The 25,459-nt window shown below is 71.5% G+C and carries 16 protein-coding genes and 1 tRNA gene; 6 read left to right on the top strand and 11 right to left on the bottom strand.

Annotated elements, in window-relative coordinates:
• Positions 1–7: 7 nt before the first annotated feature.
• From B207_RS0109270 to B207_RS33200, 7 genes are all read right to left on the bottom strand, one after another.
• On the bottom strand, positions 8–928 hold the full coding sequence (locus B207_RS0109270) for a pseudouridine-5'-phosphate glycosidase (RefSeq protein WP_018636246.1): 921 nt from the start codon (positions 926–928) through the stop codon (positions 8–10).
• Positions 929–959: 31 nt separating this feature from the next.
• Positions 960–3,572: an ATP-dependent chaperone ClpB gene (clpB, locus tag B207_RS0109265; protein WP_018636245.1), complete on the bottom strand. Its 2,613-nt coding sequence runs from the start codon at positions 3,570–3,572 to the stop codon at positions 960–962.
• Positions 3,573–3,874: 302 nt separating this feature from the next.
• Positions 3,875–4,468 carry a heat shock protein transcriptional repressor HspR gene (locus B207_RS42540; protein ID WP_018636244.1) on the bottom strand — a complete coding sequence of 198 codons (594 nt, stop codon included), beginning with the start codon at positions 4,466–4,468 and terminating at the stop codon, positions 3,875–3,877.
• Positions 4,465–5,643, bottom strand: coding sequence for a molecular chaperone DnaJ (dnaJ, locus tag B207_RS0109255; protein WP_026310864.1), 1,179 nt, complete (start codon positions 5,641–5,643; stop codon positions 4,465–4,467). Before dnaJ ends, B207_RS42540 begins: the two co-directional genes overlap by 4 nt.
• Before the next feature lie 171 nt (positions 5,644–5,814).
• Positions 5,815–6,675: a nucleotide exchange factor GrpE gene (grpE, locus tag B207_RS0109250; RefSeq protein ID WP_018636242.1), complete on the bottom strand. Its 861-nt coding sequence runs from the start codon at positions 6,673–6,675 to the stop codon at positions 5,815–5,817.
• The gene (gene dnaK / locus B207_RS0109245; protein ID WP_018636241.1) at positions 6,672–8,507 is read right to left on the bottom strand and encodes a molecular chaperone DnaK; all 1,836 of its coding nucleotides are present in this window, start codon (positions 8,505–8,507) and stop codon (positions 6,672–6,674) included. Before dnaK ends, grpE begins: the two co-directional genes overlap by 4 nt.
• Before the next feature lie 573 nt (positions 8,508–9,080).
• The gene (locus B207_RS33200) at positions 9,081–10,265 is read right to left on the bottom strand and encodes a nuclease-related domain-containing protein (RefSeq protein ID WP_018636240.1); all 1,185 of its coding nucleotides are present in this window, start codon (positions 10,263–10,265) and stop codon (positions 9,081–9,083) included.
• Between the two features lie 1,120 nt (positions 10,266–11,385).
• On the opposite strand from B207_RS33200, the gene B207_RS0109235 reads away from it, so the two are divergent.
• Positions 11,386–13,614, top strand: a complete 2,229-nt coding sequence (locus tag B207_RS0109235; RefSeq protein ID WP_018636239.1) for a (Fe-S)-binding protein — start codon at positions 11,386–11,388, stop codon at positions 13,612–13,614.
• Positions 13,615–13,761: 147 nt separating this feature from the next.
• Here B207_RS0109235 and dcd read toward each other — a convergent pair whose 3' ends face one another.
• Positions 13,762–14,367, bottom strand: coding sequence for a dCTP deaminase (gene dcd / locus B207_RS0109230; protein WP_018636238.1), 606 nt, complete (start codon positions 14,365–14,367; stop codon positions 13,762–13,764).
• 234 nt (positions 14,368–14,601) lie between these two features.
• Between dcd and B207_RS0109225 the strand changes: the two genes are divergently transcribed.
• The 3 genes from B207_RS0109225 (at position 14,602) to B207_RS0109215 (ending at position 18,073) form a co-directional block, all read left to right on the top strand.
• A complete protein-coding gene (locus B207_RS0109225; protein WP_018636237.1) occupies positions 14,602–15,393 on the top strand; it encodes an HAD family hydrolase in 792 nt (263 codons plus the stop codon).
• A complete protein-coding gene (locus tag B207_RS0109220; RefSeq protein ID WP_018636236.1) occupies positions 15,390–17,909 on the top strand; it encodes a glycoside hydrolase family 65 protein in 2,520 nt (839 codons plus the stop codon). The genes B207_RS0109225 and B207_RS0109220 overlap by 4 nt, the downstream gene beginning before the upstream one ends.
• A gap of 93 nt (positions 17,910–18,002) precedes the next feature.
• A tRNA-Gly gene (locus tag B207_RS0109215) sits at positions 18,003–18,073 on the top strand.
• A gap of 202 nt (positions 18,074–18,275) precedes the next feature.
• Here the strand turns inward: B207_RS0109215 and B207_RS0109210 are convergent.
• The 3 genes from B207_RS0109210 to B207_RS0109200 form a co-directional block, all read right to left on the bottom strand.
• On the bottom strand, positions 18,276–18,764 hold the full coding sequence (locus B207_RS0109210) for a flavin reductase family protein (protein ID WP_018636235.1): 489 nt from the start codon (positions 18,762–18,764) through the stop codon (positions 18,276–18,278).
• A gap of 77 nt (positions 18,765–18,841) precedes the next feature.
• The gene (locus B207_RS0109205) at positions 18,842–20,821 is read right to left on the bottom strand and encodes a serine/threonine-protein kinase (RefSeq protein WP_154675243.1); all 1,980 of its coding nucleotides are present in this window, start codon (positions 20,819–20,821) and stop codon (positions 18,842–18,844) included.
• 114 nt (positions 20,822–20,935) lie between these two features.
• Positions 20,936–21,919, bottom strand: coding sequence for a helix-turn-helix transcriptional regulator (locus B207_RS0109200; RefSeq protein ID WP_026310863.1), 984 nt, complete (start codon positions 21,917–21,919; stop codon positions 20,936–20,938).
• Positions 21,920–22,381: 462 nt separating this feature from the next.
• Between B207_RS0109200 and B207_RS0109195 the strand changes: the two genes are divergently transcribed.
• Both B207_RS0109195 and B207_RS0109190 read left to right on the top strand, forming a co-directional pair.
• Positions 22,382–23,272, top strand: a complete 891-nt coding sequence (locus B207_RS0109195) for a class II glutamine amidotransferase (protein ID WP_018636232.1) — start codon at positions 22,382–22,384, stop codon at positions 23,270–23,272.
• A gap of 886 nt (positions 23,273–24,158) precedes the next feature.
• A complete protein-coding gene (locus B207_RS0109190; RefSeq protein WP_035740363.1) occupies positions 24,159–25,064 on the top strand; it encodes an LLM class F420-dependent oxidoreductase in 906 nt (301 codons plus the stop codon).
• The last annotated feature ends 395 nt before the right edge of the window (positions 25,065–25,459 follow it).

The raw sequence follows: 25,459 nt of genomic DNA, 5'->3' as shown, positions 1-25,459 counted from the left end.
GGACGTCTCAGCGGGCCGCCCACGCGGTCGCGATCTCCGCCGCCACCGCCGCGTTGTTGCGGACGACGGACAGGTTGACCTCGAGGCTCGCGCCACCGGTCTCGGTATGGAAGGTCGCCAGCAGGAACGGTGTGACGGCCTTGCCGCGCAGGCCCTGCTCATCGGCGCGGCGCAGCGCGGTCCGTAGCACCTCGTCGTGCACGGCCGGGTCGAGGGCCTGCCCGGCCGGCACCGGGTTCGCGACGACGATCGCGGACGCCAGGCCGAGACCGTCCCGGGTCGCCATGGCGTCCGCCACCTCTCGGGCATCCCGGACCGTCCAGTCCAGCCGGCGGCCGGTGGCCGGGAGATAGAAACCTGGGAAGTCGGCGGTCCGCCAGCCGAGCAGGGTGACCCCGAGCGTCTCCAGACGCTCGAGAGTCGCGTCGACATCCAGGATGGACTTGACCCCCGCGCTGACAACGGTCATCGGCGTGGTGGCCAGCGTCGGCAGGTCGGCGGACTCGTCGAAGGTCTCGGCGGCGCCGCGGTGCACCCCGCCGAGGCCACCGGTCGCGAACACCCGGATGCCGGCGCGGGCCGCCAGGACGGAGGTGGCCGCGACCGTCGTGGCGCAGGTGCGGCCCAGCGCGACGGCGGCGGGCAGGTCGCGGACGGACGCCTTGGCCACCGCGGGGTCGTCGGCGACGCGGGCGAGCCCGGCCTCGTCCAGTCCGACCGTGGGGACTCCCTCGATCACGGCGACGGTGGCGGGGGTGACGCCGCGGGAGCGCAGCATCCCCTCCAGCTCCGCCGCGAACCCGCGGTTGCGGGGACGCGGCAGGCCGTGCGCGATCAGCGTCGACTCGAGCGCGACCACCGGCTCGCCGGCGGCCAGGGCGGCCTCGACCTCGGCGGAGACTGACAGAACCGGACCCGTCCGCACCATGCGCCGACTGTATGAGACCGGTCCGGGGTGGTCAGATGGCCTGCGCGCGGACAGGGGCTGCCACAGCCAGCCCGGACCGCTGCTGGTCGACGTCGACGACGACCTCGTCACCGTCCCGGATCTCCCCGGCGAGCAGCTTGCGGGCAAGCTGGTCGCCGATCGAGGTCTGGACCAGCCGGCGCAGCGGCCGCGCCCCGTACACCGGGTCGTAGCCGGTGTCGGCCAGCCAGCTCTTCGCGGCGTCGGTCACCTCGAGCGCGATGCGGCGATCCGCGAGACGCCCGCGCAGCCGGTCGATCTGGATGTCGACGATGCGGGTCAGGTCCTCCCGCCCGAGCTGTTCGAAGACGAGGACGTCGTCCAGCCGGTTCAGGAACTCCGGCTTGAAGGCGTCGCGCACCGCGACCATGACCGAGTCGTGCCGGACCTGCGGCGGGAGCGTCGGGTCGGCGATGTAGGCCGACCCGAGGTTCGACGTGAGGATCAGGATCGTGTTACGGAAGTCCACCGTGCGGCCCTGGCCGTCGGTCAGCCGCCCGTCGTCGAGGACGGCGAGCAGCACGTCGAAGACATCAGGATGGGCCTTCTCGACCTCGTCGAGCAGGATCACGCTGTAGGGGCGCCGCCGGATCGCCTCGGTGAGCTGACCGCCGGACTCGAACCCGACATAGCCGGGCGGGGCGCCGATCAGCCGTGCCACCGAGTGCTTCTCGGCGTACTCGCTCATGTCGATCCGCACGACCGCCCGCTCGTCGTCGAAGAGGAAGTCGGCCAGTGCCTTGGCCAGCTCGGTCTTGCCGACGCCGGTCGGCCCGAGGAACAGGAACGATCCGGTCGGCCGGTCCGGGTCGGCGATGCCGGCCCGCGCGCGGCGGACCGCGTCGGACACGGTGCGCACGGCGTCGTCCTGCCCGATGACCCGGCGGTGCAGCTCCTCCTCCATCCGCAGGAGCTTGGCGGTCTCACCTTCGAGCATGCGGCCGGCGGGGATGCCCGTCCAGGACGCGACGACCTCCGCGACGTCATCCGGGCCGACCTCCTCGCTGAGCATCGCCCCGCCGGGGGAGTCGGAGCCGGCGAGCGCGCCGGTGGCCTCGGCGAGGCGCTTCTCCAGTGTCGGGATCGTGCCGTAGCGCAGCTCTCCGGCCTTGGCCAGGTCGAGGTCGCGCTCGGCCATCTCGGCTGCCCGCCGGGCGTTCTCCAGCTCCTCCTTGATCTTCTGGACCTCGGAGATGGAGTTCTTCTCGCGCTGCCACCGGGCGGTGAGCGCGGACAGCTCCTCACGCTTCTCCGCCAGCTCCCGCTGCAGGCGCTCGCGCCGCTGCCGGGAGGCGTCGTCGTTCTCCTTGGACAGCGCCATGTCCTCGATCTCGAGGCGGCGGACCGCGCGCTCCAGCTCGTCGACGGCGACGGGCCGGCTGTCGATCTCCATCCGCAGCCGGGAGGCGGCCTCGTCGACCAGGTCGATCGCCTTGTCGGGCAGGAAGCGCGCCGTCACGTACCGGTCGGAGAGGGTGGCCGCGGCGACCAGGGCCGAGTCGGTGATCCGGACGCCGTGGTGGACCTCGTACCGCTCCTTGAGACCGCGCAGGATGCCGATGGTGTCCTCCACCGACGGCTCCCCGACCATGACCGGCTGGAAGCGGCGTTCCAGCGCCGGGTCCTTCTCGATGCGGGTGCGGTACTCGTCGAGCGTGGTGGCGCCGATCATGCGGAGTTCGCCGCGGGCCAGCATCGGCTTGAGCATGTTGCCCGCATCCATCGCGCCCTCGGCCGCGCCGGCGCCCACCACGGTGTGCAGCTCGTCGATGAACGTGATGATCTGGCCCTCGGCCTCGCGGATCTCGGTGAGCACCGAGGTCAGCCGCTCCTCGAACTCGCCGCGCAGCTTCGAGCCGGCGACCATGGAGCCGAGGTCGAGCGAGACGATCCGCCGGCCGCGCAGCGACTCCGGCACGTCGCCGGCGGCGACGCGCAGCGCGAGGCCTTCGACGATGGCGGTCTTGCCGACGCCGGGCTCCCCGATGAGGACCGGGTTGTTCTTCGTGCGGCGGGACAGTACCTGCACGACCCGGCGGATCTCGGTGTCACGCCCGATGACCGGGTCGAGCTTGCCCTCGCGGGCTCGGGCGGTGAGATCGATGGAGTACTTCTCCAGAGCCCGGTAGGCCCCTTCGGGATCACGGCTGGTCACCCGGCGGGCGCCGCCGCGCACCCGCTCGAACGCGCCACGCAGCGTGTCGGGGGTCGCCCCTGCCTCGGCGAGGACGCGGGCCGCCTCGCCACCCTCCTCGGCGAGGGCCACGACGAGGTGCTCGACCGAGATGTACTCGTCGCCCAGCCGCCCGGCCTGCCGCTCGGCGTTGTTGAGGACGGCGACGAGCTGGCGGGACAGCTGGGGTGGGGCGACGTTCGCGCCGGCCGCCCGGGGAAGCCTGCCGACCGCCGCCTCCGCGCGTGAGCGCACCGACTGCGCCTCGGCGCCCACCGCGTCGAGCAGGGCCGCGCCGACCCCGTCGTGTGCTTCCAGTAGAGCGGCCAGCAGGTGCAGAGGATCGACGAGCGGAGATCCGTCGCCGGTGGCGCGGCTGATCGCGGAGGACAGCGCCTCCTGCGAGCGGGCGGTGAGACGGTCAGCGTTCATGGCGACCCCAGTGTCTCGGAGCGATCCGGTGTCAGGCGGTGCCGAAGTTGTCGGCTCCGCGTGATGGGTTCTGTGTCGAACGGCGCCGGATGGCACCGCCTCCTCCGGTAACAACACTCAGCATACCTGAGTCATTCCCGCTCAACTTGTCGGACTTCTCGGGCTCGTGTCCGCCGGCCGACCCCGCCGGCCTCGCCGGCGGCGGACGGGGTGAACAGATGGGCGAGGTGGGCGGGGTCGGGCAGGGGCGCGAGGGAGGCGGGCGCGGACAGGCGCGGCGCCCACACCCGGCCGGGCCGGGATCAGCGGCGGTGGCCGGGCCGCCAGACCACGACCGCGCCGCGCTCGATGGGGACGAGATCACGGCGGTGGCTGGCATGCGCCTCGGCGACGCGCCGGTCGGCGTCGGCGCGGGCGGCGGCCAGCTCCTCGGCGAGCTGGCGGACCTGGGCCTGCAGTGCGACGACCTGGGCACCGAGGCGCAGGATCTGCCGGATGCCCTCCAGGTTGACGCCCTCCTCCTGGGAGAGGCGCTGGACCTCGCGGAGCAGTGCCACGTCACGCGCCGAGTAGCGGCGTCCGCGGCCGGCGGTGCGGCCGGGGGTCACCAGCCCGAGCCGGTCATAGGACCGCAGTGTCTGCGGGTGCATGCCGGCGAGCTGCGCCGCGATGGAGATCACGTAGACCGGCGCGTCATCGTCGTGAGCGGGTCCGGCCGCGGGGCCCGGGGGCTGGTAGTAGCCGGGCGCCGGTTCGTGGGTGGGATGGGAGGAGGCTGGTGCGCCGGCGGGACCGGTCTGGCCCCTGGACAGCCCGCCGGTTCCCGGCTGGGAGCGACTCCCGGCGCGGCCCGGAGTCTGGGGCGGATCGGACGTACGGTTCGGGCGCGCGTTCATGCCCGTCCCTCCATCTGGGCTATCAGGGTTTCACGGGGGTCCTCGGGATGCGCCCGCGCGAACTCCTGGAGCGCGGTGCGCGCCTTCGGCGAGAGCTCCGACGGTTTGGGTACCGTGACCTCGAGCGTGACGATGAGATCGCCGCTCTCCCCGCCGGGACGCGGGACACCGCGCCCCCGGGCGCGCAGACGGCGGCCGCTCGAGGTGCCGGCCGGGACCTTGACCGTCAGCGGGGTCCCGTCGATTGTCGGCACCTTCACGGAGGCACCGAGGGCCGCCTCCGTGATGGTCACCGGCAGGCTGATAGTCAGGTTGTGGCCTTCCCGTCCGAAGACGGGGTGGCTCTGGACGTGCACGGTGACCTCGAGGTCACCGGCGGCGCCGCCGCGCTCCCCGGGCGAGCCGCGCCCGCGGACCCGCAGCCGCTGCCCGTCGCTGACGCCCGCGGGGATGCGGATGCGCTGCTCGCGCTCCCGGCGCCCGGTGCCGTGGCAGTCGGTGCAGGGATGGTCGATGAGGCTGCCCTTGCCCAGGCAGTCCCGGCAGGGCTCGGAGAGCGCGAAACCGCCCTGGGATCGGGAGATCACGCCGAGGCCCCGGCAGACCGGACAGGTCCGCGGCGAGGTTCCGGGCCGTGCGGCGGTGCCGCCGCAGGTGGTGCAGGTGGCGGCGCCCGGCAGCCGCACCGTCGCCTCGAGCCCGGTCAGCGACTTCTCGAACGGGATCGTCACCTCCGCCGCGATGTCGGTGCCGCGGCGGGGCGCGCGGCCGGGCGAGGACCGCTGGAAGAGGTTGTCGAAGATCCCGCCGAAGCCGGCCCCACCGCTGCCGTTGAGCAGGTCGTCGAGGTTGATACCCGACGTCGGGCCGTAGCCGCCCGGCTGGCCGTAGCCGCCCATGCCGCCGCGCCCGCCGCCGGCACCCGGATACGCGCCCGAGGCGAACAGCGCGCGGGCCTCGTCGTACTCGCGCCGCCGGGTCTCGTCGGAGAGCACGTCGTAGGCCTCGGAGACCTCCTTGAACCGTGCCTCCGCCTTGAGATCCCCGGGGTTCTTGTCGGGGTGCAGCTCCCGCGCGAGCCGGCGGTACGCCTTCTTGATGTCGGCCGCGGAGGCGTCCTTGGGGACGCCGAGAGCGGCGTAGTAGTCCTTCTCAACCATGTCGCGAACACTCACGGCGCCCCTCCTTCCGTCATGAACGAACCCGGCACGCGGGTATCGGAAGCATCCGGGCGGGCAGAGCCACCCGGCCGCCGGTCAGATCGGGACGCACCGGCCCGGCCGGTGCGGAACACCGGGCGGGCGGCACGCGAGCGGTCCATCGGCATGGTTCAGTTGGCCATCTCTTCAGTCGGCGCTGACGGTCGGGCCCCCGCGGTCCGGCCCGGGAACGCTGCCGGTGTCGTCCGGGAGGGGAGCGTTCTCCCTTCCGGGAGACGCGCCGCCGGCCGGCTGACCCTCGTCCGGGTGTGCCCCGGCGTGCCCGTTATCACCAAGAGTGCCCGATTCGGTCCCGTCGAGCCCGGTATCCGGCCCGTCGCCGCCGTCCTCAGCGGGCTCCGCGACCGCTACCTGCGCGGCTCGCAGCACCGCGTTGCCGCGCCGGTAACCCGAGCGGAAGATCTCCACGCAGGTCGTCTCGCTGACGTCCGACCGGTACGAGTGCAGCAGCGCGTGGTGCAGGTGCGGGTCGAACAGCTCGCCCGGTGTGCCGAACCGCTCCAGGCCGGTCGACTCCAGCGCCGCCTCGAGGGACTCGGCGATCGCCTTGAACGGCCCTTCGAGGTCGCCGTGGTCCCGCGCGCGGCCGATGTCGTCCAGAACGCCCAGCAGTGCGGTGAGCAGCTTGGAGACGGCCTGGTCGCCCGCGGCGTCCCGTTCCCGCGCCGCCCGGCGCCGGTAGTTGTCGAACTCGGCCTTCAGCCGCTGCAGGTCGGCGGTCCGCTCACCGAGCTGACGCCGCAGCGACGCGGCGAGCTCGGAGTCGGTCTCGCCACCGGCCGGTTCCGGCCCGGCCGTGCCCGGGCCGCCCGAGCCCGGCCCGGCCGGGCCGGGGCCCGATCCGGCCGGGCCCGACTCGGCACCGACGCGGACCTGCCCGGTTTCCGGGTCGATGCGCCTCCGGTCCCTGACCACGGGCTCCTCCGCGCCGGCGTCCCCGCCGGCCCGGCTGTCGTCCAGTCGGTACTCGTCGTGGGGGGACGTCACTTCTTGTCCTCCTCGTCGACGATCTCGGCGTCCACCACATCGTCGTCGGTCGAGGACGCGCCAGGGGCACCGCCCGGGGCACCGGGGGCACTCGCGGCCTGCGCGTACATCGACTCGCCCATGGCCTGGCTGGCCTTCGTGAGCTCGTCCGCGGCCTCGCGGATGGCGGCGGTGTCGGTGCCGCCGACCGCGCCCCGCAGTGTGCCCAGCTTCTCCCCGACGTCCGACTTCACGGTGGCGTCGATCTTGTCGCCGTTCTCGGCGAGGAAGCGCTCCGTCGAGTACACGAGCGACTCGGCCCGGTTGCGGGTCTCGGCCTCCTCGCGGCGCGTGCGGTCCTCCTCGGCGTACTGCTCGGCGTCCTGCACCATGCGGTTGATGTCGTCCTTCGGCAGCGCCGAGCCGCCGGTGATCGTCATCGACTGCTCCTTGCCGGTGCCCAGGTCCTTGGCGGAGACGTGGACGATGCCGTTGGCGTCGATGTCGAAGGTGACCTCGATCTGCGGCATGCCCCGGGGGGCCGGCGGCAGGCCGGTCAGCTCGAACATGCCGAGCTTCTTGTTGTAGGCCGCCATCTCGCGCTCACCCTGGAAGACCTGGATCTGCACGGAGGGCTGGCTGTCCTCGGCGGTGGTGAAGATCTCCGAGCGCTTCGTCGGGATCGTCGTGTTCCGCTCGATCAGCTTGGTCATGATGCCGCCCTTGGTCTCGATGCCCAGGGACAGCGGGGTGACGTCGAGCAGCAGGACGTCCTTGACCTCGCCCTTGAGGACGCCGGCCTGCAGGGACGCGCCGACGGCGACGACCTCGTCAGGGTTGACGCCCTTGTTCGGTTCCTTGCCGCCGGTCAGGTCACGGACGAGATCCACGACGGCGGGCATCCGGGTGGAGCCACCGACGAGCACCACGTGGTCGACATCGCTGATCTTGATGCCGGCGTCCTTGACCGCCTGCTGGAACGGGCCCTTGCAGCGGTCGATGAGGTCCTGCGTCATCCGCTGGAACTCCGCGCGGGTCAGCGAGACGTCCAGGTGCAGCGGGCCCTCGGCGGAGGCGGTGATGTACGGCAGGTTGATCGACGTCTGGGACGACTGCGACAGCTCGATCTTGGCCTTCTCGGCCGCCTCGCGCAGGCGCTGCAGCGCCATCTTGTCCTTGCCGAGGTCGACGCCGTGCTGGCCGTTGAAAGTCTTGATCAGGTGATCGGTGATCCGCTGGTCCCAGTCGTCACCGCCGAGCTTGGTGTCACCGGAGGTCGACTTGACCTCGACCACGCCGTCGCCGATCTCCAGCAGGGACACGTCGAACGTGCCACCGCCGAGGTCGAAGACCAGGATGGTCTGCTCCTTCTCGCCCTTGTCGAGGCCGTAGGCCAGGGCGGCGGCGGTCGGCTCGTTGACGATGCGCAGGACGTTCAGGCCGGCGATGGTGCCGGCCTCGGTCGTCGCCTGGCGCTGGGCGTCGTCGAAGTAGGCGGGGACGGTGATGACCGCGTCGGACACCGACTCGCCCAGGTACGCCTCCGCGTCCCGCTTGAGCTTCTGCAGGATGCGGGCGCTGATCTCCTGGGGGGTGAACTCCTTCGAGTCCACCTTCATCTTCCAGTCGGTGCCCATGTGGCGCTTCACCGACCGGATGGTCCGCTCCACGTTCGTCACGGCCTGCCGCTTGGCGACCTCGCCGACGAGCACCTCGCCGTTCTTCGCGAAGGCCACGACAGACGGAGTCGTCCGGGAACCCTCGGCGTTGGCGATCACCGTGGGCTCTCCACCCTCCAGCACGCTCACGACGGAGTTCGTGGTGCCGAGGTCGATACCGACCGCTCGTGCCATGTCTGTATGCCTCTCGATCATGCAGGCCCGCCTGGTGGAGACCGGCGGGACGCTCCCTGGTTGGTATGAGCCCGTCGACCGGGCCCGGTGCCGAGGCCCCGAGGTGCGCTCGACTCCCTGTGCCCGATGGCCGTGCTCGGCCGCACGCCCCTGGCGCCCGGACCGGGCACCCGGAGTCGAGCGCCCGGAATTGACTTGAGTATGGTCCGCTCAGGATGAACGAATCCAGGATAGCCCGTCGAACCTGAGTCTTGTCCACTCAATAGTTCTCTGTCCGCTCGGCTGTCTTCGCCGGTCGCCCCATCTGTCACCTTACGTGATGTAGGTGTCGCATGATGGAGCAGATAGGGCGTGGCCAACGTCGGAAACCGACTCTGCGTATGGGATTGTGTTCGGAGGGTGGTCAAGGTTGCAGGGGTCTGACAGCGCGAGGATTCTGTCGTTCCCGTTGTCCTGATCACCGGGCGGAATCCAGACATGCGTCGAGGGCGGCGCCCAGAGGACGCCGCCCTGCGGGGTACTCGCCCGGCGCCCGGTGCGCGGCGGGCTGATCCCGGGGGGACCCGGTGAAAGCTACCGACCGGAACCCGGCTCCATGGGGCCGTCGCTGTCGCCGTCGGAGCGGGCGGCCTGCTGGTCGCTGCCGAGCATGCGCTTCTCGGGGTAGGGCCGGCCGCCGGCCGGCCCGATCGAGTTCCCGCCCCGCTGCTCGGGGCGCACCGACGCCAGGATGCGGCCGCGAAGACCGCCGGCCGGCCGGCTCCCGGGCACTCCCTGAGCCGGCGCACCGATCCCCGGTGCGGCTGGGTCGGCCAGGTCGCCGAGGTCGTGGACGACACCCACGCCGGCCCCGGGGGGTGCGGCTCCGGCGGTGTCGGCGGAGCGGGAGGTCGGCAGGCCGGCACGGTCGATGAGGTCGGCCTGCCGGGCCAGGTCGGCTTCGATCTGCGCCAGCCGGTCGAGCATGCCGGACGCGTCGCCGCCGCTCTCCCGGATGCCGCGCAGGGCGTCCATGAGCGTGAGCCACTGGTCCCGGTCGACCACGACGTGCTCGGCGAGGCGGTTCGAGGAGAACGGCGGAAAGAGCCGCTGTGCGGCGGAGATGACCTGCTGGACCTGGCCTGGGTTGAGGCGGCCCGGCCGGTTTCGGACGTAGTTGACCACGTCCTTGACGTTGATGACGGTCACTCCGTCGACCGCGCCGTCCTTCCACAGGACGCTGGCCTCGACCATGACGAGGATCGGGAAGGTCGGGATCGTCAGCGCGGGCAGGGCGGCACGAACCTGGTTGCGGACCTCGCCGCCGAGCCAGGCGGCCTTGTCGATCACGGGCTTGAGGGATTCGCCGTCCACGACGGCGCCGCCCTTGCTGTAGCGGACGACGCCCTTGTTGGTATCGCTGCCGAGGATCATGACTCCGCCGGGCCCGACCAGCAGGTGCCCGATCGTGACCTGCGAGTAGGGGACGGCCCGATCGTGCATGATCGAGTACCCGTGCCGGCGCAGCCGGGCGATCGCCCGGGCCGTCTTGCGTTCGGCCTCGGCCGCCTCGCGCAGCGTCTCGACGTCCGGCGACGCCCCGAAAGCGCCAACGGCCACCCCGCCCGGCCAGATCACGAGCAGGGCCACGAAGACGGTGATCCCGAGGCCCGGCATCCCCAGCCCGAAGCCGAGGACCAGACCGAGGCCCAGGCCGACGACCGCGGCGCGGATGGCGGCGCGGGGAACCTCCCGGGAGATGCGGTCCCGTCGCACCATTGCCTGGTGCTCGCGCGCCCGGAGATACTCAGTGTGCTGAGAGAAGCCCGGCCGCCCGGCCCGGCTCGTCGCAGGCCTGGTGCTAGTCGCCATCGTGCCCACCATGGATCGCAGGGTCGTCAACGTCGTCGGGGCCTGTCCCCGGGAACGCACCGGCCGTTCCGGTGGCGGCGCTGTCGCCGGCCGGCCGCGCCGCGTGCCCGGGCCGGCACAGCCGAGGGCTGCGCCGGCCCGGACTGGGCACGCACTCATGGTGAGCGACACCCGGGATCATCACAAGAGTTGACATCGACACTCGGGATGATCCACGACAGGCGGGCCCAGATCGCCGGCACGTCGTTGCTGCGCGCACCACCAGGCCGTCAACCGGACCGCCATCCACGCCCTCCTGCTCGGATCGTCGGGTTGGCGCTGCGGCCGGGTCGGTCGACCGACCGGCTCGACACGGACGCCCCGCGTGGTCGCGCAGTGGTCCCGACGGAGGCTCGTCGCGCGGCCGGACGGGTCGGGCAGGAACGGGCCGGAAGGGACGGACGGCGCAGGCGGTGCTGGACGGGCGCAGACGGTGCTGGACGGGTGCAGGCGGTGCGGAAAGTTGTGATTCCGATGGTTGTCTACCACTCAAAGTAGCAGCCTCCGTAGTGCTCGGGGCAAGATCGGCCCAATTGGTGCCCGATCTCGCGACGCTCGGACCACGGCGTGGCAGGGTCGGAGGCGACGGAGGCGTCGAGACGGGCGCCGGGCGGGCGAAGGGGTCGCGTGTGGCGACGTCGAGCGGGCCCGGTCACCGGTTCCGGGGCAGGTCGGGAAGCGTCGCGGCGGGGACGCGCATGGTGTGGTGGAGTGCGTCAGGTGATCCGGACGTGTCTCTGGTCACTCCGCTAGTCGCCGCTAACACCGTCGCGGCAAGGCTTGCTCTTCAGGGTGCGTCCGGCGCCAGCCGTGCGGGGTGAGCGACAGCCCTGCAGGGTGGGCTGGTCGCGGAGCGCTCCACGGCGGTGTCCGTTGGTGTATGTCTGTCCGGGCCGGTAAGTTACCCGCGAGTACGGGCAGGCTGGCCGCGCCGCCGGACAGCACGAGAGAAGCGCAGCACGGGATAGCACGGACTGATGGAGGACCTGTGAGAATCGCGATCGGTGGAGCGATCACGCTGATCGCTCTCGCGGTGGCCGGCCGCCGCGTCTTCTGGCTGACCAGACTGATCAGATCCGGCCAGCCTGCCGAGGGGCGTCTCGACGACCTGCCGACCAGGATCTGGACGGAGATCGCCGAGGTCGGCGGCCAGCGCAAGCTGCTCAAGTGGTCGGTGCCGGGCCTGGCTCATTTCTTCACCTTCTGGGGATTCACCATCCTCGGGCTCACGATCGTCGAGGCCTACGGCGCCCTGTTCGACCATGACTTCCACATCCCGCTGTTCGGGGACTGGGCGATCATCGGGTTCCTCGAGGACTTCTTCGCCGTGGCGGTCCTCGCCGGCCTGGTCACCTTCACGATCATCCGGTTGCGCAACGCGCCGGCCCGACTGGAGCGCAAGTCGCGCTTCTACGGCTCCCACACCGGCCCGGCGTGGGTCATCCTCGGGATGATCACGCTGGTCATCGTGACCTTGCTGGTCATGCGTGGTGCACAGTTCAACGCCGGTACCCACCCGCAGGGCGACACCAGGTGGGCCTTCGCCTCCTGGCTGGTCAGCATCCCGCTCGATGTCTTCTCGGAGCACACCAACGAGATCATCGAGACGATCTTCCTGCTGGTGAACATCGCGATCATCATGGGCTTCCTGGTGCTGGTGGTCTACTCCAAGCACCTGCACATCGGCCTCGCCCCGCTCAACGTGATCCTCAAGCGCGAGCCGGTCGCCCTGGGCCCGCTGGGCACCACCCCCGACATCGAGAAGCTGATGGAGGAGGAAGAGCCCATCGTCGGTGTCGGCAAGGTCGAGGACTTCTCCTGGAAGGCCATGCTCGACTTCGCCACCTGCACCGAGTGCGGGCGGTGCCAGAGCCAGTGCCCGGCCTGGAACACCGGCAAGCCGCTGTCGCCCAAGCTTCTGATCATGGACCTGCGGGACCACCTCTTCGCGAAGGCCCCCTACCTCCTCGGAGCCAAGGGCGCCGAGGAGGGCGAGGAGGCGTCGAAGGCGGTCACGGGTGTCTCGGAGGACGCGTCCTCCAAGCACGCGGTGCACCACGTGCCCGAGTCCGGCTTCGGTCGGGTGCCCGAGCCCGGTCAGCCCCAGGTCGACCGGCCGCTCGTCGGGACGGAGGAGGAGGGCGGGGTCATCGACCCCGACGTCCTGTGGTCGTGCACCAACTGCGGGGCCTGCGTGGAGCAGTGCCCGGTGGACATCGAGCATGTCGACCACATCGTCGACATGCGCCGCTACCAGGTGATGATCGAGTCGGCGTTCCCGTCCGAGGCCGGCGTGATGCTGCGCAACCTGGAGAACAACGGCAACCCGTGGGGTGTCTCGCCGCGGTCGCGTACCGAGTGGACCGAGGGCCTGCCGTTCGAGGTCCGCATCCTCGACGAGGGCGAGCAGATCCCGGACGAGGTCGAGTACCTCTACTGGGTCGGCTGCGCCGGCGCCATCGAGGACCGGGCCAAGAAGGTCGCCCGCTCGTTCGCCGAGCTGCTGCACATCGCCGGCGTCGAGTTCGCCGTCCTCGGCAGCCAGGAGTCCTGCACCGGTGACCCGGCCCGCCGTCTCGGCAACGAGTACCTCTACCAGGAGATGGCCAAGGCCAACATCGAGCTGCTGAACGAGACCGGCGTCAAGAAGATCGTCGCGACCTGCCCGCACTGCTTCAACAGCCTCGCGCGGGAGTACTCGGCACTCGGCGGCACCTACGAGGTCGTCCACCACACGCAGCTGCTCGGCAAGCTGGTGGAGGAGCGCAAGCTCGTCCCGATCACTCCGATCGACTCCTCGGTGACCTACCACGACCCGTGCTTCCTCGGTCGGCACAACAAGGTCTACACCCCGCCGCGGGAGATCCTCGAGGCCATCCCGGGCATCCGCGGGCAGGAGATGCACCGTTGCAAGGACCGCGGCTTCTGCTGCGGCGCCGGCGGCGCGCGGATGTGGATGGAGGAGAAGATCGGCAAGCGGGTCAACGTCGACCGCATGGAGGAGGCCCTCGGCCTCGACCCCGATGTGGTCTCGACGGCCTGCCCGTTCTGCATCGTCATGCTCTCCGACGCCGTCACCGAGAAGAAGCTCGCGGGCGAGGCCAAGGAGAGCGTCGAGGTTCTCGACGTCTCGCAGCTGCTCGCCCGGTCGCTGGTCGCGCCGCCCGCGGCGGAGGGGACGCCGGCGATCGCCGGGTCCCCGGCGGACGGAGTGTGACCCGGGACCGGAGGGTCTGAACTCCGAACTGGACGGAACGGATGACGGGGCACGGCCAGCTGGCCGTGCCCCGTCGCCGTGGGGAGCACACCGGCCGGGGCCCGGCCCCGCGCCCGCCTGGGTGGGTCAGGTGGCGCGCTGGGTGGGTCAGGTGGCGCGGGCCGTGTCGGAGAGCTCGGGAACCGCCGTCCGGGTGAAGTCGCGGTAGGCCCGGGACGGTGTGGGCCCGCGCTGGCCCTGGTAGCGAGAACCGTAGATCGCCGAGCCGTAGGGATGCTCGGCCGGCGTCGACAGCCGGAACAGGCACAGCTGGCCGATCTTCATTCCGGGCCAGAGCTTGATCGGCAGCGTTGCCACGTTGGACAGCTCCAGCGTGACGTGCCCGGAGAAGCCCGGGTCGATGAAGCCCGCCGTCGAGTGGGTCAGGAGGCCGAGCCGGCCCAGGCTCGACTTCCCCTCAAGGCGCCCGGCGAGGTCGTCGGGCAGGGTGATGACCTCCAACGTCGACCCGAGCACGAACTCGCCGGGGTGCAGGACGAACGGCTCGTCCCCCTCGGGTGCCACGAGCTCGGTGAGGTCCTCCTGCTCGATGGCGGGGTCGATGTGGCTGTAGCGGTGGTTCTGGAAGACCCGGAACGCGCGGTCCAGCCGCAGGTCCACACTGGACGGCTGGATCAGGCGCTCGTCATAGGGATCCAGCCGGACGCGGCCCGTCGTGATCTCGGCACGGATATCCCGGTCTGACAACAGCACGCCCCGGACGCTACCGCAGAGCCTGACCACCCAGGAGAGCCTGACCACCCAGGCGAAACGTGCGGTAGCCGGGCCGCCATCGGACTCCTGCGTGTGCGAGCGCCGGTCCTTTGGGTAGGAGAGGCTCGAAATCCGCGCGAGGTCGCCACCACGGAGCGCCGTTCCCGGCGGTGGCGTGACCGCCTCGGTGGCGTGACCGCCTCGGCGGCGCAGGACGATCCAGGATGGGGACTGATGCTGGGGCTACCGGATCACATCAGGGCATGTCTGTTCGATCTCGACGGTGTCCTGACGCGCACCGCGGCCGTGCACGCCGCCGCCTGGAAGGAGATGTTCGACGACTTCCTGGAGAACTGGGCCAGCCGCTCAGGCGACCCGTTCGTCCCGTTCGACATCGACACCGACTACCCCGAGCAGGTCGACGGCCGGCCGCGGGTCGACGGCGTCCGCACGTTCCTGGACTCGCGCGGGATCCACATCCCGGTCGGCGCGCCGGGCGACCCACCGTCCGCGATGACCGTCAACGCGCTCGCGACCAGGAAGAACATCCTGCTCCAGAGGAAGATCGACGAAGACGGCGTCGAGGTGTTCGCCGGATCGGTGCGGTACCTGGAGGAACTGGACCGCGCCGGAGTTCCGCGGGCGGTGGTGTCGTCCAGCGCGAACTGCGCCCAGGTGCTGCGGGCCGCCGGGATCGAGCATTTCCTGCCGGTCCGCGTCGACGGCCAGACCGCCCTGGAACAGGGTCTCGCGGGCAAGCCCGCCCCCGACACCTTCCTGGCCGGGGCGGCGGCGCTGGACGTCCCGGCCTCCGCCGCCGCGGTCTTCGAGGATGCTGTGGCGGGCGTGCAGGCAGGCCGGGCCGGCGGCTTCGGCTGTGTGGTCGGCGTCGATCGGATCGGCCACGCCGAGGCCCTGCGGCACAGCGGGGCCGACATCGTGGTCACGGATCTCGCGGAACTGCTCGACGGGCTCTCCAGTTCGTCGGGGTCATCCGGTGCGGTGACGGCCGGGAGGGCTGTGTGATCGGCAGGCCGGTCTACCCCATCGAGGCCTGGTCGCTGACCGAACACGGGCTCGACATCGACGACCTCTCCCGCTCCGAATCGCTGTTCGCGCTGTCCAACGGGCACGTGGGCCTGCGCGGGAATCTGGACGAGGGCGACCCACACGGTCTTCCCGGCACCTACCTCAACTCCGTCCACGAACTGCGCCCGCTTCCGTACGCGGAAGCGGGCTACGGCTATCCCGAGTCCGGGCAGACCGTGATCAACGTGACGAACGGAAAAATCATTCGGCTGCTGGTGGACGACGAGCCGTTCGACGTCCGCTACGGGGACCTGCTCGCCCACACCAGAACCGTCGACTTCCGGGCCGGGGTGCTGCGCCGGGAGGTCGACTGGGTCTCTCCGGCCGGGCAGCGGATCAGAATTCACAGCCAGCGGCTGGTGTCCTTCTCCCAGCGCTCCGCCGCGGCGATCCTTTACGAGATCGAACCGGTCGACGCCTCCGCCCGGGTCGTGGTCCAGTCCGAGCTCGTCGCCAACGAGCAGCTGCCCGCCCGCCGGGGTGATCCGCGCGCCGCCGCCGTGCTCGAATCGCCACTCATCTCCGAACGGCACCGAGCCCGCGATGCCATGGTCGAACTGGTCCACCACACGCGGCACAGCGACATCCGGATCGCCGCCGCGATGGACCACATCTTCGACGGCCCCCGCTCCCTGGGCATCAGTTCGGAAAGCGAGCCCGACGCCGGCCGTGTCACCGCCACCGCCGTCCTGGCACCCGGCGAGAAACTGCGCATGGTCAAGTTCCTCGCCTACGGGTGGTCCGAGCAGCGTTCGCTGCCCGCGCTGCGCGACCAGGCAGTCGCCGCACTGGTCGCCGCCCGCCAGACCGGCTGGCAGGGGCTCGTCGCCGAGCAGCGGGACTATCTGGCGGAGTTCTGGCGCGGCGCGGATGTCGAGGTCGACGGCGATGCCGAGGTGCAGCAGGCCGCCCGGTTCGCGCTCTTCCACGTTCTGCAGGCCGGCGCGCGGGCCGAACGCCGGGCCATCCCGGCGAAGGGGCTCACCGGCCCGGGCTACGACGGCCACGCCTTCTGGGACACCGAGAGCTACGTCCTGCCGGTCCTCACCTACACCGCCCCGGCGGCCGCCGCCGACGCGCTGCGCTGGCGGCACTCCATTCTTCCGCTCGCCCGCGAACGCGCCCAGCTGCTCAACCTGGACGGCGCCGCCTTCCCCTGGCGGACCATCCACGGCGAGGAATGCTCCGGCTACTGGCCGGCGGGAACCGCCGCTTACCACGTCAACGCGGATATCGCCGACGCCGTCATCAGATATCTGTGGGCCACCGAGGACGAGCAGTTCGAGCTGGAGTTCGGGCTGGAGATCCTGATCGAGACGGCACGGCTGTGGCGCTCCATCGGCCACCACGACCTCTCCGGGCGCTTCCGCATCGACGGGGTCACCGGGCCCGACGAGTACTCCGCGCTCGCCGACAACAACGTCTACACGAACCTGATGGCCCAGCGGAACCTCATCGGGGCGGCTGACGCGGTGCGACGCCACCCCGACCGCGCGCGGGCCTTCGGCGTGGACGCGGAGATCGCCGCCAACTGGCGGGACGCCGCCGAGGACATGTTCATCCCCTACGACGAACGCCTCGGCGTCCATCCGCAGTCAGAGGGCTTCACCGAGCACCAGGTGTGGGACTTCGAGAACACCAGACCGGAGCAGTACCCCCTGCTGCTGCACTACCCCTATTTCGACCTGTACCGCAAGCAGGTCGTCAAGCAGGCCGACCTGGTACTCGCGATGCAGCGCCGCGGCGACGCCTTCACCGCCGAGCAGAAGGCCCGCAACTTCGCCTACTACGAAGGGCTCACTGTCCGGGACTCCTCGCTGTCGGCCTGCTGTCAGGCCGTGATGGCCGCCGAATGCGGGCACATGGCACTCGCGCATGACTACCTGCGGGAAGCCGCCTTCATGGACCTGAAGGACATCGAGCACAACACGGGCGACGGCCTCCACGTCGCCTCTCTCGCCGGCAGCTGGATCGCACTCGTCGAAGGCTTCGGCGGGCTGCGGGACAACGGCCGGCTGCTCTCCTTCACCCCCCGGCTCCCCGAGGGCCTCACCCGTCTCGCGTTCCGGCTGCGGGTTCGCTCCCGCCGGCTGCACGTCGAGGTTCTGGACTCCTCCGCCACCTACACCGTGGTCGCAGGCGATGCGATCTCCATCCTGCACCATGGCGAACAGGTCCGGATCGGACCCGACGAGCCGTGCAAACTGGATATTCCCCCACTTCCTGGGCGGGAACGGCCCCGTCAGCCCGCCGGCCGCGAGCCCCTGCGCTTCCTGCATCAGGCGGACGGCGTAGCGGTCGGCCGTCCCGAGCTGCCCCACCTGTCGCACGCGAACGCGAAGACCAGCCACGACGAATCCGCCCGAGCTGAACCCACCCGAGCCGAACCCGCCCGAGCCGAAGCCACCCACGCCGCCACCCAGCGGGCCGCCGATCCACACCCGGGCAGGTGACCAGGGCGGGCGACCACGGCCAGTCCTGACGAAAATTCTGGGGTGCCGGGCAGCCCCCCGACGTCGACGTCCAGTAGGATGCGGTTGCACCACGCGGGCGTAGTTCAGAGGCAGAACACGAGCTTCCCAAGCTTGCAACGCGGGTTCGATTCCCGTCGCCCGCTCGAGCCGGCTCATCGTGGTCGCCCCCTGGGTGGGGGGCTTCCTGATGGGCCGTTATTTTTTCGGAGGGCGTCCCCCGGCCCCCGAGCGGCGGGCATGGTTCGAGCGTGGGGTGGGTCTCCTGTCCTGGGGGTCCCTACCCCAGAATCAAGATCTTCAGGGGTCTTGGCCAGGTGCCCGGTTCGCATCAAATCGCGGGCGGTTTCAGGCCGGATGACCCGGAACCATGTCGCGTATTTCCTGGAAGCCGAGCTGGCGCAGGTTTCCGTGGTACTCGCTGCTGGCTGGAAACAGGACGAACGCGGAATGGTCGCCGACGTCCGTCATCGTCACGACGGGGCCGGCGAACCAGGCGGGTGGGGCCGCGAGGATCGGCATTCCGAACGGTCCCGGTGACCAGGAGCAGTGGGCGAACTTGTCGAAGTCGTCGCCGGTTCTCTCGCCGAACAGTTCCGCGAGGGCCCGGTCGGAGGCGTCCAGCAGGTGCAGGGCCAGGTGGGTGGCCCGCCGGGCCAGGCCGAAGGTGTGGTTGCTGTGCGAGATGCACACCAGATAGCGCGGCGGATTGATGCTGCACTGGGTGTGGAAGCCGACGAGACAGCCGCTGCGCTCGCTGCCCACGGCGGTCGTCACGATGGCCATCGGGTAGCTGACGGCGCTGATCGCGTCGTGGAACGCGGGCGGCTGGACCATGGGCGCTGCTCCTTACCGGCTGGCGATCTCGTCCGCTCACCTGCCCGGGATGCGCCGTCTCATGCCACGGGTCCGGGTCAGCGGTCGACGTACCTGCCGTTGCAGCTGTAGGTGCGGATGCGGCCGTCGCCGCTGTCGTCGACGTAGCTCAGTTTCAGATCGCCACTGTAGATCCAGCCGGCGGTGGACGTGCCGTCCAACCGGGCCCACCACCACACGTTGTCGTGCTTGTTGACCACACTGCAGTGCAGCCAGACCTTCAGCCCCTTGGCGAGTTTTGAGACGGTGCCGCAGGCGGCGTACGGCCCGGTGCGCAGCGCGGAGTTCTCGACGAGGACGCCGTAGCCGTCGCCGTTGTAGGTGTGGCTCGGGCTGGCCGGGCAGCTGGTCGCCGCGGCGCTTGGCGTCACGGCCGGGTTCGGCGCCGCGGCGCTGGTACGCGGGGCGGGGGAGGGCGTCCGCGAGGCTGGGGCGGGGATGGCAGGCGGTGCTGCGCCGGGCTGGGTCTGCGCCGTGCCGGCTCCACCGCCTGGCGCGTTGGCGGACCCCTGGCCTGGCAGGGGCAGGCCGGCCTGACCCGGGGCGGTGCCGGGGAACGCGGGTCCGGGTGCGGCCGCGCCGGCGCCGGTTCCGCCGCCCTTCGGGTCCACGGGCCCTGGCAACGCCGTCGCCGGGGCCGGGCCGGGTGCGCCAGCTGAGGCTTCCATGGGAGCTGACGGGGATGGGGCGCCGGAGCGGGTGAGCAGGATCGCCGCGAGTGCGCACAGCACGATGAAGGCGACCGCGCCCACGGCGCCGAGGAACGCCGGCCGGCGGGTGCCGCCATGCCCGCGGGACGGCTCGGGGGGTGCGCCGGGTGGGCCGCCGCGCGGGGGCCGCGCCGGCGGGGTACCCGTCGGCCCGGCCGGGCCCGTGGACGCCGCGCCGGGAACATAGGTCGGTGGCTCCGGCGGTCCCCCGTTCGGGGGATGGGAGGCCGGTACCGGTGCGAGCCGGTAGCGAGTGATCTCCGCGGCGACGGTGGGTGGCAGCCAGCCGCTGTCGGGCTGCTGGCCGGTGCCGGCGGTGAGACGTCCGACGGGGCTGGTGGAGCCGCAGAGTGTGATCAGCTCGGCGGGGGTCGGGCGCGCGGCGGGGTCCTTCGCCATGCACCGCGCCAGGATGTCGCGCAGATCGTCCGGGCAGCCGTCCCAGTCGGGCTGCTGGTGCTCGATGCGGTGGAACACCGCCGCGTCCACTCCGAACGGGGGACGTCCGGTGAGGGCGAAGTAGGCGGTGGCGCCGAGCGCGAACACGTCGCCCGGCTGGTCCAGCTGCAGGCCCTGGACCTGCTCCGGCGCCATGAACGCCGGGGTGCCCAGCCGGGCCCCGGTCTGGGTCATCGCGGCGGTGGCGGCGTCGATGGCGCGGGCGACCCCGAAGTCGATGACGCGTGGGCCGTCCGGGGCGAGGATGACGTTCCCGGGCTTCAGATCGCGGTGGACGACGCCGGCCCGGTGGATGGACTCGAGTGCCTCGGCGATACCGGCGATGAGCAGCAGGACGCTCGGCGCCGGCAGCGCGCCGGTGCGGGCCACGGCGATCGCGAGGGACGGGGCGGGGACGTAGGCGGTCGCGATCCACGGGCGGGCGGCGGCGGCGTCCGCGTCGATGACCGGCACCGTGTACGGGCCCTGCACTCGCTGCGCGATCGCGACCTCCTTGGCGAAACGCGCGCGGAAGTCGGGGTCGGTGGCGAACTCCGGGCGCACTACCTTGACCGCCAGCGGACGTCCACCGGGAGTGCGCGAGAGGTAGACGGCGCCCATACCGCCCTCACCGATGCGCGCCTGGAGCGGGTAGCCGCTGATCTCGTACGGGTCGGTGGTGGCGAGCGGAGTGAAGATCGCGTCCCAGGGCGTGGTGGTGACGGCTCCGGCCGCGGAGGTGCCGTGGCCCGGCACGGACCCTGCGGACCCTGCGGACCCTGCGGACCCTGCGGACCAGCCGGACGGCAGCGGGTCAGGGAGCGGTGGTCGCCGGTCCGGGCCGGTCGTCGTGGGTAGCGTGCTGCTCATCGTGCCCTCCGGGCGCCGCCTGCGCGCCGCCACGATCGTCACGACCGTCACGGTGGGAACCGATCATGGCTGTACGGGATGGCCGGCGCACGGATCGCCGATGTCCGTTTTCCATCATATTGGCTGGTCGGGAAGGTCTCGCGGCCGGCTGGCCCGGCCCAGCCGGGCGGCCAGCACCCGGACGTGTTCGACCAGCTCCGGCGGCTCGAGCACCTCGAAGTCGACTCCGAGCAGGGACAGGTAGAGGGCCAGCGAGTCCAAGGAGTTGGAGCCGGTCCGGACCAGGCAGGTCTCATCGTCCACCGGTTCGACGGTCATGGCGGAGGGCGTGGTGGAGCGGGCGATCACCTCGGCGGCCGCGTGGAAGCGTACCTGTGCCTGGAAGCGGTAGCCCGCGGTCGACACCGACCACGAGGCGTAGGCCCTGATGTCTTCCGTCGGTGGCTCCCGCGGCGGGAACGCCGGGCCTGTCGGGGTCTTCGGTGAGATCCGGTCGAGCCGGAAGTTGCGCCAGTCGTCGCGGGCGAGATCCCAGGCGACGAGATACCAGCGCCAGCCGGTGTGGACAAGGGTGTGCGGCTCCGTGCGGCGGGACGTCCGTGCGCCTTCGTGGTCGCGGTAGTCGAACCGCAGAACCTGGTGCTCGCGGCAGGCGGTGGCGACGGCCATCAGCACCTCCGGGTCGACCGCGGAGGGGTTGGGGCCGTGCAGAGGCACGGTGACGGACTGCAGGGCCTGTACCCGGTGCCGCAGCCTGGTCGGCAGCACCTGCTCCAACTTGCTCAGAGCACGGACGGACGACTCCGCGATGCCTTCGACCGAGCCGGCTGTGGCCGTGCGCAGGCTCACCGCCACGGCGACCGCCTCGTCGTCGTCGAGGAGCAGGGGAGGGAGCCGGGCACCTGCCCCGAGGCGGTACCCGCCGGCGACACCGGAGGCGGCATGCACCGGATAGCCCAGGCCGCGCAGCTTCTCGACGTCTCGCCGGACGGTGCGGGGGGTGACGCCGAGACGCTCGGCGAGGTCGGGGCCCGACCAGTCGCGCCGGGTCTGCAGCAGCGAGAGCAACCGGAGCAGCCGGGCGGAGGTCTCCAGCATGCCCATCAGTGTGCCTGGGCTGGCGGACGGATTCTGTCCGCAAAGGTTCTCCGCCGCCAGGGCACAGACCCGGCAGGTCCGGCCCACGGCCGGCCCGTGTCCCGCCCGTGTCCCGCCCGTGTCCGGGAGTGCGGGTGGAACAGGCGGATACTGGCTGGCTGAGGGCCCTGTGGCGGGATGGCCGACCCGCCCGTGGACTTGGCGCGGGTCCGCTCGGATGCGGGTCGGGCGCGACCCGAGGGCCGGGGTGCGGGCACGGGGTGGCCCGCTGGTGGTCGGCAGGGCGCTGGGTCCCGGCGTGACAGGCGCGATCCTGGGCAGGTTCCGGACAGCGTGCCGGGTTCCGGGCTGACGGGCACCCCGGCCCGCAGGTTCCTGCGCGCCAGCGGATTCTGGTGGCTGTGGCCATGTGGCCGGTTGATCAGCGCTCGCGGTACGCACCGGGGCGCGGGGAGGTCTTGTATGTGCCATCTGTTCGCCATGAGCAGCGGCCCCGAGCGGATCGAGGCGACCTTCTGGCTGCTCGACGCGCCGGACAACCCGCGGGCGCAGACCCGTCGTCCGCCGGACGGCGCCGGCTTCGGCGCTTTCGAGGCGGACGGCACTCCGCGGGTGGCTCGGCAGGCGATTCACTCCCGCGCCGACACCGCGTTCGCGCGTGAGGGCCAGCAGGTGGTCTCCTCGACGTTCGTCGCGCACGTCCGGCACGCCTCGACGGGGCGGGTGGACGACCGCAACACCCACCCGTTCCTGCAGGACGGGCGGATCTTCGCGCACAACGGCGTGATCGAGGGTCTGGACAAACTGGACGCCGAACTCGGCCAGGCCCGCGCCGACGTGGCGGGCGACACCGACTCGGAGCGGTACTTCGCCCTGATCACCAGGGAGATCGCAGCTCGGGACGGCGACGTCGGCGAGGGCATTGCCGCCGCCGCGAACTGGATCGCCGAACACCTTCCGCTCTACTCGATCAACATGGTGCTGGCGACCCGACACGACCTGTGGGCATTGCGATACCCGGACACGAACGGGCTACACGTGCTCCAGCGGGCACCGGGCGGGCGCAACCAGCGCCACCTCGACCACGCCAGCCCGTTCAGCGAGATCCGGGTCCGGTCGCTCGACCTGACGACCCGGCCGGCGGTGGTGGTGGAGAGCGAGCGCATGGACGAGGATCCGCGCTGGCGTCTCATGGCCAGTGGCGAACTGCTTCATGTGGGCTCGGACCTCACGGTGACCTCCCGGGTGGTCGTGGCCGGGCCGCCCGCGCAGCCGCTGGACCTCGACGACCTCCGCCCGGAGGCCGCCGCGTCGCAGACTGTCGCCGTTCCCGACCAGCAGATCCCCGCCTGAGGACTCGGCCCCCCCGCCTCCGCGGGGGGGCCGAGTACCCCTTCCGCGCGCCGCCCGCGCCACTCCGGCGGCGCGCGGACGTCCCGTAACGGCGTATTTGCCGGCCTCGCCGTCCGAGTTCACCACAGCCTGTGGATAACTTGTGGAAAGTGTGTGGAGAGCTGTGGAAGCCCATACCGGTTCCGTGGGTGACCGCAGGCTCGTCGTGCCGCGAAATGCCTGGTGGAAAGACGTGCGCCCGACGATCGGACCACGTGTCGCCCACGGGCTGCCTGTGGACGCCCTGTTGACAGTCGACAGGCGCGGGGGCGTCCCAGGGGCCCGGTGGCGACCCTGCACGCTCTGGCGCGCGCCGGGCTCCGTTACAGGCGCGGGCTGCCCGGGAGCCTCGCGGTGATCGGTGAGATGCCCGACCGGCCCCTTCGGGCCGGTCGTCGGGGCACGTGCGGAAGGGCACCCGGGCGGGCCGCGCCGGCGCCGCTACCTGGGTTCCTGTCGCCCGGTACCGGCCGGTCGACCGTCGCGGGGGGGTCACTCGGTCCGTGCTGACGGTGACGATTGTCCCCTCTGCTGGCTATGGTCGTCACAGGGCCCATCTCACCCGAGCCGCTGCTGTGGCGCTACACCGGCTCCCGGGCGAAAACCCCGTCAGTTTCTCCGGAGGCACCCGTTCCGGTCTTCCCGGAACTCCGGCGGCGGCGATCCGGGTGCCGGCCGACTCGTCACATCAACGGAACAGATGTCCCCGATGTCCATCGCTCGACGCCGATGGCACATCCAGCAGGACCACACCGAGACGTGAGGAGGAGCGCGGCATCGGGTAAGGACGACCCGATCGGATCGCGGCGTCGATGACGACGATGTGACCAGCGAGAAGGGATCACGAGTGACCATGAATGTCGCCAGGACCGGGCTCTGGATCTCCGCCGGGCAGTGGCCACACGGCACGGCTGAGCGCCGCGACACCGCTCAGGAGCTCGCGGAGCTGGGCTACGGCATGGTCTGGCTGGGCGGCGCCACGGCAGACCTCGAACTGCCCGCGGCCGTGCTGGAAGCCACCGAGAACCTGTGCGTCGGCACCGGGATCCTCAACATCTGGACCGAGCCGGTCGACCTGTTGGCAGACACCTACGGCATGCTGGAGAAGGCGCACCCCGGGCGCCTGCTGCTCGGCATCGGCGCGGGGCACGCGCGCACGGTCGAGGCCATGACCGGTCGGCGCTACCGCAATCCGCTCAACGCCGTCGTCTCCTACCTGGATGCGCTCGACGCGGTCGGCATCCCGCAGTCCGCCCGGGTGCTGGCCGCCCTCGGGCCGCGCATGCTCGGGCTGGCCGCACGGCGTTCCGCCGGGGCGCACCCCTACCTCGTCACCCCGGAGCACACCGGGCGGGCACGGGAGATCCTCGGGCCGGGCGCCTTCCTCGCCCCCGAGCAGAAGGTCGTCCTCGAGGCGGACTCCGACCGTGCCCGTGGGATCGCCCGAGCCGCTCTCTCGCCGTACCTCGACCTGCCGCACTACACGAACAACCTGCGCCGGCTCGGCTTCACCGACGCGGACCTCGCGGCGGGCGGCAGCGATCGCCTGGTTGACGCGCTGGTCGCGTGGGGCGACATGGACACCGTCCGAGCACGGCTCGACGAGCATCGCGCCGCCGGTGCCAACCACGTGGCCGTGCAGCTCCTCACCGGGGGCAGGGACCTGCCGCGCGAGCAGTGGCGCACGCTGGCCGTGGGCCTCGACCTGAGGCCGGCCGCTGTGGTGGGGGCGCCTTCCGGGGCAGCTGGCTGAGACGGTGCGGCTCGGCGCCTGCGCCGGGCCCCGCTCCTCTCCGAACCGAGCTCAGCTCTCCGAACCGAGCTCAGCCGCCTGCGGGGCCGGGTCGCGTACCCGGCCGCCGGTCAGATCACGCCTGTGGGCGCCTCGGCGCATCCGAGCGGTATTCCGGTTGACCGTACCCTGGCCTCGGGGGACAGCCCGATGGCCAACGAGTTCCGTCCCGTGTGTACTGGACGGGATTTGTTCAGGCGGCGACCGGAAACATGTGGCCTGTCGGGCTCCCGACAGGCCACATGTCTTTCGGTGACCCCCATGCTCCGGAAGTGTCGGCTGGCGATGCAACCATCTGGCCAGCGGCGGTGGGCAGACGGGGCCGCCGGAGCCCGACTCGGATCATGAGAGGAGCG

The sequence above is a fragment of the Parafrankia elaeagni genome (genome assembly GCF_000374165.1).
Lineage (GTDB): Bacteria > Actinomycetota > Actinomycetes > Frankiales > Frankiaceae > Parafrankia > Parafrankia elaeagni.
This window is presented reverse-complemented; position numbering and strand designations above follow the sequence as displayed.

What these genes read in the sequence shown, in the direction of transcription:
- B207_RS0109210 (WP_018636235.1), bottom strand. Translation starts at nt 18,764, where the DNA reads ATGGTCCAGCCGCCCGCGTTCCACGACGCGATCAGCGCCGTCAGCTAC.
- B207_RS42540 (WP_018636244.1), bottom strand. Translation starts at nt 4,468, where the DNA reads ATGAACGCGCGCCCGAACCGTACGTCCGATCCGCCCCAGACTCCGGGC.
- B207_RS0109205 (WP_154675243.1), bottom strand. Translation starts at nt 20,821, where the DNA reads ATGAGCAGCACGCTACCCACGACGACCGGCCCGGACCGGCGACCACCG.
- B207_RS0109225 (WP_018636237.1), top strand. Translation starts at nt 14,602, where the DNA reads ATGCTGGGGCTACCGGATCACATCAGGGCATGTCTGTTCGATCTCGAC.
- dnaK (WP_018636241.1), bottom strand. Translation starts at nt 8,507, where the DNA reads ATGGCACGAGCGGTCGGTATCGACCTCGGCACCACGAACTCCGTCGTG.
- B207_RS0109200 (WP_026310863.1), bottom strand. Translation starts at nt 21,919, where the DNA reads ATGCTGGAGACCTCCGCCCGGCTGCTCCGGTTGCTCTCGCTGCTGCAG.
- B207_RS0109270 (WP_018636246.1), bottom strand. Translation starts at nt 928, where the DNA reads ATGGTGCGGACGGGTCCGGTTCTGTCAGTCTCCGCCGAGGTCGAGGCC.
- B207_RS0109195 (WP_018636232.1), top strand. Translation starts at nt 22,382, where the DNA reads ATGTGCCATCTGTTCGCCATGAGCAGCGGCCCCGAGCGGATCGAGGCG.
- B207_RS33200 (WP_018636240.1), bottom strand. Translation starts at nt 10,265, where the DNA reads ATGGTGCGACGGGACCGCATCTCCCGGGAGGTTCCCCGCGCCGCCATC.
- clpB (WP_018636245.1), bottom strand. Translation starts at nt 3,572, where the DNA reads ATGAACGCTGACCGTCTCACCGCCCGCTCGCAGGAGGCGCTGTCCTCC.